Origin of the sequence: Stieleria sedimenti (assembly GCF_025060895.1) — a bacterium.
GTDB classification, from domain to species: domain Bacteria; phylum Planctomycetota; class Planctomycetia; order Pirellulales; family Pirellulaceae; genus Stieleria; species Stieleria sedimenti.
Map to the genome: position 1 here is coordinate 1 of NZ_JANZKV010000186.1, position 7947 is coordinate 7947.

Sequence of the window (7947 nt, forward strand, 5' to 3'; positions counted from 1 at the left end):
GGAGATGGCAGAATGATGGGAGCCGTCGGGTGTTGGCTCCGAGATTGGGAGCGGTCAGAACATTATTCTGCCCCGTATCATTCTGCCAATTCAAACCATCCTGAACGTCCACGCTCTGGCTAGCGTAGCTGCTTTAGAATTCCCAGCCGCCAGGGGATGTCGCCATAATTGCCGCGTTGGTACTCCTTGTCGTTGGCTCCTTGGAACAGCAATTGCAAACCGTCGGGATTGACTTCTAACCGCTGGTCGTGGCCGCTGCGAATCAGTTCGCCGTGGCTGTACGAGGTCGCCCACGATTGGTCTTGATTGACCACGTTGATCGGTGAGACCAGCGGGTTTTGTTGGCTCGCCGCCAACGGCGTCCAGGTTCCGTCCAGCCGGTCGCTGACGAAGCCTTTGAAGTACCGCCTGCGGCCGGCTTGAGCTTCGACCACCGTCAAGTACGTTTGCCGACCTTGGATCGCGTACGTGTGACTGGCTTCGAAGATGTCGGCTTGCAACACCACTTGGGGATCCGACCATCCGCGATTGGGGAAATCGGCGAGTGAGGTTTCGGCACGCCACATCTGACCGTTCAGCGTCGTAAAAAAGAGATGCGCTTTGGTGTCGTCACAGATGACCCAAAAGTCCAACCCCGCCTTGGCGCCGTCCTTGACGACATACAGCGGTTCGGGACGCGTCCAACGATCGGGCTGATCAATCCAATCGTTGGTGGAAAAGCAGGGGCCGTATTTCAAGCCGCGGGTTTCATCGACCGCCTGATAGATCAGGTACCACTTGCGATGCGGCTGGAAATAGAAGATCTGCGGCGCCCCGTGGTAGCCCATCGTCAGGTCCAACACACTCCATTCGGCATCCTTGGCATCCGTCCAGTCGGCGAAAGAAAGGTATCCGATTCGGATCCGACCGTCGCCCGATTTGCGTTTCCGCAAGGTGCAAAACAAATGCCAGCGGTCCGCATAACGGACGATGCTGGGATCTTTGACCGCCAACCAGGGATGCTCTGACGATGCCGGCAACCGCTGGGCGTCGGCCTGCAGAATCGGAGGTCCGGCGCGCCAACGGAAGACGCCGGAATCGAGGGGATCACTTGCGTCGCGATCCTTCGCTGATTGCGACGCCGTTTCCTCTGTTTCTTGGCCGACCGCGACCGGCAATTTGAGTCGTTCGATCGCTGTCAATTCCGGGGCCCCGCCGCGGTTGCCCGATCCAGACGCCGTGTAAACGTATTGGCCCACAATCGCGAACCCCGAACCGTGACGCCCGCGATTGAGCTTGGGCCATGACCGCCACGTGCCCGACACGGTGTCAAAGGCTTCGACGTCGTTGTGGGCGGTCTTCTGAGTCGTTTCACCTCCGCCGACGATCACTTCATTTTGCCAGGCGGTGGCCATGTTGCCAGCCCGCGGCGTAGGAAGGACCGGGGATTTGGATTCGGGAAGCCAACGGGAGGTTTCAAAATCGTAAACGTCAACCGGCGCCACGACACGGCTAAACACTTCGTTGGTCGCTTTTGACGTCGTTCGGCCCGCGATCGAATAGAGACGGTTGCCTGAGACGACGGCTTGAAAGTGATCCCGCGCGTGGGGCGCATCGGCAAGCACGTCCCAATCGCCGGTCACCGGATCGTAACGATCCAGCCAAGGCTGGAAACCGTCGATGTGTCCGTTGGTGATGCCGCCGACCAGATAGATCCTGCCGTCATGGTAGACCGCTCCGGCACCGCCGCGACGCCGACTCTCAGGAATATGATGCACGAAAGCAAAACGGTCTTCATCGGGATAATAGACGACGATCTTTTCGAGCGGCGTTTCGTTGGGGTATGGCCCCGTCATCGCCCCCATCAAGTAGATCGCGTCTCCGACCACCACGGCTTGGAAATGGTGCAGTTCCAACGGCGTCTTGGACTTTGCCGTCCACGTGTTCGTCGCGGGGTCGTAGACGTCGACCGGGTTCACCCGACGCCCGCCGATCAGATACAGCTTGTTCCGGTAAGCCACCAAGCTGGCTTCGTGCCGGGCCGTCGGGCTGCCGATCGCATCGATGGTTTCCCACTGCCATCGGCGGCCCGTTTCGATTTGACTGAGATCCGTTTGCCCCGAGTCAGCGGCGTGCCCCGAGTCAGCGACTACTTTTTTTTTACCACGACCAACCAGTCTTGATCGGGATCGGAGGGGGCGTCGCCGAGGGAGACGGTGCCGCCGCCGGCAACGCTCGTCGTGCTGCCCGATTGCAGTGCTCCGCCATCACGCGGGTTGAACCAGCGGACGTCATAGTCGCCCGCGGCGCCGGACAGATCCAGCGTCGACGATCCGCCGTCGCAGAGGTACACCAGGTAGGTCTCGTTTGCTTTGGCGAAACAGTATTTCGTCGGCTTGCGGTCTGGATTTCCGATCAGTTCGTCGGCGTTCTTCATTTCCCAAAAAGGGATTTGGTGGTCATGAAAGAAACCGATCGCGATCCGGCAATAATCCCAACTTTGATCGCGGCTGCGCCAGTCTTCACAGACGATGTCGTTTTCGTCGAACTGGTAACCGAAGTAGTACTCGTTGCCTGCACCGCCGCCCATCAGGGTTCCCCACAGCGTTTGTTTGCGGACTTTGTGTTGGGTGTAGGCCATCTTGCCCGTGCGGTCGTGTCCGTCAAATCCCTTGTAACCGAGGTCGGGGCACTGGGCATGGGCGGCGCTGCCGGATTCGTCGAAGGCGACGATCCAGGGCTTGCCCGCTTTGGCGGACTCGAAAACCCATTTGACCGTTTCCGCGTGCGTGGTTTCCAGGCTGCTGTTCTGCAGGGAGACGCCGGTCAGTTTTGATCGATCACCGAGCAGCGGTCGATAGACCTTGTCCTGTTGCGACGGAAAGGTGTGGACGACGATGTTGTGACCGTAGGCGTCCAACTCGGCGAGGTAGTCGATCATCGCCTGTTGCTGCTCGGTCGTTTGCGTGTTCTCTTCGCCCAGGTTCCAGTTGAGCGCCAGGTTGTGACCGTAGCGGGCGATCAATTCTCGGCAGTACAGTTTGCGCTGTGTACCGAGATCGCCTCCGTCGAGACTTTCCGGAACACCGCCGGACGCCTTGTGCTTGTTGTGATCGTCGTTTTCGGTTTCCTGCAATTTGAAGTGCAGGTACATGCCTTTGGCGGTCCCGTGATCGAACACGGTTCCCCATTGATCTAGCTTGCTGCAATCGTAATGCAGTTTGTCTTCGCGTTGGATGAAGGGCCAAACGTTGTCCCCGTCACCTCCGGCGTTGTAGGTCAGAAACGAAAACGCGTTGCAGCCCTTGCCGGACAAGTAGTTGACTGCACCGATCAAGCCTTTGCCCTTGCCGTCGCCCCAGGTCGGATCGCCCGGTTTCCAGTCTTGCACGTGCGGCGCCCAGGTTTTCACGGGAGCTTTCTTGGGGTTACCGGCAATCGTGTTGTCAAAGTCGGCGTAGGCGAGCAGGGTTTCCGGTGCGTCGGCACCGACTTTCAAGAAGTACTTTTTCGATCCCGCGAATTGCAGATAGTGTTTGCCGACGTACGTCAATCGGCCCTGGCCACGCAGGTCACGGCCCGACTTGTCGCTTTCGGCGATGGTGAACGTCCCACGGATCCCATCGAAGGGAGCCACCGGCTTGGAAGATGCGTCGGAATCCAGCGCCGCCAGATCGCCTTGATGAAAGGAAACGGTGTAGGTCCACTGGCCGGTTTGATCGGGAGCGAAATGGGCGCGCCACGTTGTTCCTGATTCTGCGGAGGTGTTGCCGGCGTTGCCATCGGCGGCGAAGTAGCCCGGCACGGTGTATCGGGTTCCGCCGGAGTGTTTCAGCAGGACCGTCATGCGATAGTCGGTGAACGGATTGGGCTGATTGTCTTTTTCGTGGGCGAAGGGTCCGTTCACGTCCAGCGTGACCTTGTGCCACTGCTTCAGTTCACCGGACACGTTGACGCTGCCGTCACCGTCATTGCCGCGTGGCAGTTGCAGCGGTTGATCACTGGAGGGTTTGGTGGGGCTGGATTTGCGATCGGCTGTGGCGACGTGTTGCGGCTGTGCCGCCTGTTTTGCCAGGATCGGCGCGATCGACTGGGCGGTCGCGGCATCGGCGGCGGTGAAGGCGACTGCCGACCAGCGGGCGCGGCTGAATTCCTGTCCGTCTTTGCTGCCGATCGTTGAGGAAACGCCGATCATGGCGCCTTCGGTGATCGGCACGTTTTTCCACGTCTTGTGAAACGCTTTGCCTTCTTTGTACATCGCATCGGCAAGCGGGTTGGTGTACTGGCCGATCTTCGTCTCATCGACCGACACCTCGTAACTGGATCGGCCATCGTTTTCGCCGACCGTTTCCAGGGTGATGTTGTAGCGCCCGGAGGGAAACGGAAAGGTTTTGGCGGTCGATCCGCGTTTGTGTTGACCGGGGTTGATCGCCAGCCATTTGCCCTGGTCCAGGTAGTAGCCCGACGTGTTGCCTTCGGCGAATGCGGCGGCGATTAATTTCAAAGACGCCCGGTCACCGATGGCAGACGTCGCTGGGACTGTCGGCGCCGTGGTTGTCGACGCGGTGTCATTGCTGGGTGCGGCGACCAGCGGAAATGCTTGGGGCAGCGTTCCACGTTTGAGATGCGGCTGGGGGCCGGCGTCGCTCGGGCGTGAAAATTCTCGGTCGGTCGTCATCAAGAACTTGTCGAATTCGAAACCGTCTTCACGCATCGAAAAATGAATCACGTGCTCGCCCGGTTCGTTGATTTCTAAGAAGATCTTGTACGGTTCTCCGCAATGTTGTTTCTCCGTGCGTTGTTTGCTTTCCCAACGCCATGTCTGTTTGCCTTCGCACCACTGCAACCGTTGGCCGCTTTCCGGCCAAGTGCCATCGATGCCGACGTGCAGACCGTTGTCTTCGGATCCGGTCGAATGGGCGCGGACCCAGACGTAGTAGGTCCCCGGTGTGGAGATGTGGACCTTGTAGTGCAGCACGGCCATCGCACCCGGTTCGGGTGCAAAATTGGTGCCGCGAATAAGTTTGTCGCCGTGCGTGCGACGCGTGTCGGGCAAGATTTCCAAGTAGGCGCCACCGCTGGCTCCGGCGACGTGGGACGGATCGCCGTCCGGTGTGATCGACGGCGTCAATTCGGAATGCGTCAAGTAAAACGCCCGAACGTCGTTGGCGGTTTGTTTAAAAAAATGTTCCGCTTCGACGGCCACCAAGCCGTCCTGCTCGGCGAACACGAGCGACTGATCGACGATCGGATGCTGCGCCTGCGCAGACGCGGCGGTGACTGCCGCAACGAAAAGCAGCCATGTGGTTGCGATGTGAGGTTTCAATCGTGTTGTTCGTCTCATCATGTTTGCCCGGTGGGGAAGGGAGGGAAGCAGGGGGTTGGGGATACGCTTCGTCGGGGAGCGACGTGGTGGAATCAAAGGGATCCGATTCAGCGGGCGGGGGTGGCGATGCTGCGGACATCGCTGCCCGGCGCGTCACAGCCCAACGCGTCACACACCGCCGCGGCGACTTGGGACGTGGAGGCGTTTCCGCCCATGTCGGGCGTGATCACGTTTCCGTCGGCGATCACTTTTTCGACCGCCTGTTCCAAGTCGACGGCCGCGCGCAGGCAAACGGCGTCGTTGTGCTTGTCGCCCAGCCAATCCAACATCATCGCCGCCGATAGAATGGTCGCGAGCGGATTGGCAACGTTCTTGCCGGCCAGTTGCGGTGCGGTCCCGTGGGAAGGCTGGAATAAACCGTGATCTTCGCCGATCTCGGCCGACGGTCCGACACCGAGCCCGCCGACCAAACCGGCTCCCAGGTCCGACAGGATGTCGCCGAATTGGTTTTCCATCACCAGGACATCAAAGTCCCAGGGGTTCTGCACCATGTACAAACTCATCGCGTCGACATACACCGCGTCGGCTTGAATGTCGGGATAGTTTTTTGCGACATCGAAAAAGACTTTGCGAAAGAACGCCATACTTTGGAAGACGTTCGCCTTGTCGACACAGGTGACCATTTTCTTGCCGTCGACGGGGCGTCCCTTACGACGCTGGGCCAGACGGAAGGCAAAATCGGAAACCTGCGACGTGCCCTTGCGAGTCACGACCAGCGTGTCGGTGGCCACTTCGTCGCCCACCTTGCTGCCGCCGCCGAAGGACGCGAACAGTCCTTCGAGGTTTTCTCGGATGATGACGAAATCGATTCCCGGACCGGTGTCTTTGAGCACGCAAGGGGCACCGCGATACAGTTTGACCGGACGGACGGCCGAATGAACCGCGAGCGCACGTCGCAATCCGACCATCATCGTCGGCTGGACCTCGGTGCCGTCGGGGTAACGCACGTCGGGCAGACCGATCGCGGACAACAGCACCGCATCGGCGGCCAAACAATCTTCCAACACTGCCGCTGGTAGCGTTTCGCCCGTGTCGCGATACAGTTCTGCGCCTGCGCGGTGGGACGTGAACCCCAGATCCAAACCGGCGATCTGTTCGACCATGTGGCCGAGTACCCGGTACGTCGCTTCCATGCACTCCGGTCCGATGCCATCGCCCGGCAACAATGCGATTCGATAAGAACTCATACGACTCAAGGGAAGAAGGGTGGGGGGAAGGTCGAACGCGAGGTACGAGCGGCCGGGGAGGGTTCGTTGTGGCTCGAAACCACTCCGTCACCACCGATCGACCTCCCCTCGCTTCGCTCGACCCTCCTGCCAGGAGGGTGACTTATAAAATTGCACGACTTCCAAAACGCAGGATGACTTCAAGTCTTGTGACTTGAGTGGACGCAGGCTTTAGAGGTGCCAATTGTAAAACCTTGCACTCATTCGTTACAATAAAATAGTCTGAAACATTCATTTGGTATTTGTAAATGGTGCGTCGTGCCGCGTCCGATCCATTCTGAAGAGATAAACATCGCCCATCTGCGGACGTTCCAGTTGGTGATGCAGGAAGGAGGTTACGCGGCAGCGGCCCGCGTTTCGCATCTCTCGGTGCCTTCGGTCTGGCAACACATCCAGGCGTTGGAGAAGGTTTATGGTGTGGAGTTGTTCGCGCGTGCGGGACGACATGTCGAGCCGACCGCGGCGGCGGAGACGTTGTACGAACACGTCAGTTCCATCTTGGTTCAGATCGAATCGACGTTTGACGTGGTGGCACGATCGTCGATCGACCAAACGATCCGGATGGTTGCCGGGGCGCGGATGATGCTCGAAGACTTGGCGGTCCCCTTGGCGGCGTTTCACAAACGGCGCCCCAACCATTTGGTGATTCGCCAGGGCAGTGATCGCCGCGCCGAAGAATTGCTGATGAACGACCAAGCCGACCTCGCCATGGCCTTGGAACCGGGGCCGGACCGCAAGTCACCCCACCTGCATTATGAACCGGCCTACACCGTCGAATTCCTTGCGGTGGCAAAGAAATTGCATCCCTACATGAAGTCACGGTCGGCGGAGCTGGCGGAGTTGGCGGAGCACCCGTTGGTGGTCACGTTGGCGGGAACGCATGGACGAGACGCGCTCGACCAAGCGTTCCACCGCGAAGGGTTGCAGGCCAAGATCAGCGTCGAAACCGACAACAGCGCCTTCACCATCGCCTGTGTCTCCGCCGGCATGGGGATCGGAATCTTGGCCGGCCGTAGCAACGGCGAGCTGAGTAAGAAACTCGCCTCACGATCACTCAGTGATAAGCTGGGGCAACGAAGAATCGTATTGATGTGGCGCAAGGGGCGTCTGCTGACCGACCCGATGGTGGACTTGGTCGAACAGTTGAAAGTGGCGCCGGAGTGAGTTTGAGTCGCGTGTTGGTGTCCAGCCTTGAGGCGATTCTCGGGGTTTCGCTGCGGAGCAGCGAGACGGGGCGGCTGAAGCCCAATACCGCTAAGTTAACATGAATGAGGGGGCCCGGACGCTGGCGCGAACCGGCTGATGTCAAACGAATATCAGCCGTTTGGCGCGAGCCTACGGGCCCTCATCTGAAGA

Annotated in this window: 4 protein-coding genes; 1 reads left to right on the forward strand and 3 read right to left on the reverse strand. The window is 59.4% G+C overall.

What is annotated here, in order from left to right:
• Positions 1–119: 119 nt before the first annotated feature.
• From NZK35_RS23540 to NZK35_RS23550, 3 genes are all read right to left on the reverse strand, one after another.
• A complete protein-coding gene (locus NZK35_RS23540) occupies positions 120–2231 on the reverse strand; it encodes a non-reducing end alpha-L-arabinofuranosidase family hydrolase (protein WP_323379658.1) in 2112 nt (703 codons plus the stop codon).
• A complete protein-coding gene (locus NZK35_RS23545) occupies positions 2129–5323 on the reverse strand; it encodes a DUF5060 domain-containing protein (RefSeq protein ID WP_259634972.1) in 3195 nt (1064 codons plus the stop codon). Before NZK35_RS23545 ends, NZK35_RS23540 begins: the two co-directional genes overlap by 103 nt.
• A gap of 89 nt (positions 5324–5412) precedes the next feature.
• Positions 5413–6552 carry an isocitrate/isopropylmalate dehydrogenase family protein gene (locus NZK35_RS23550; protein WP_259634973.1) on the reverse strand — a complete coding sequence of 380 codons (1140 nt, stop codon included), beginning with the start codon at positions 6550–6552 and terminating at the stop codon, positions 5413–5415.
• A 297-nt stretch (positions 6553–6849) separates the two neighbouring features.
• Between NZK35_RS23550 and NZK35_RS23555 the strand changes: the two genes are divergently transcribed.
• On the forward strand, positions 6850–7755 hold the full coding sequence (locus NZK35_RS23555) for a LysR family transcriptional regulator (RefSeq protein WP_259634974.1): 906 nt from the start codon (positions 6850–6852) through the stop codon (positions 7753–7755).
• The last annotated feature ends 192 nt before the right edge of the window (positions 7756–7947 follow it).

Excerpts from the sequence above, each read along its gene's own strand:
- NZK35_RS23545 (WP_259634972.1), bottom strand. The coding sequence starts at position 5,323 with ATGAGACGAACAACACGATTGAAACCTCACATCGCAACCACATGGCTG.
- NZK35_RS23550 (WP_259634973.1), bottom strand. The coding sequence starts at position 6,552 with ATGAGTTCTTATCGAATCGCATTGTTGCCGGGCGATGGCATCGGACCG.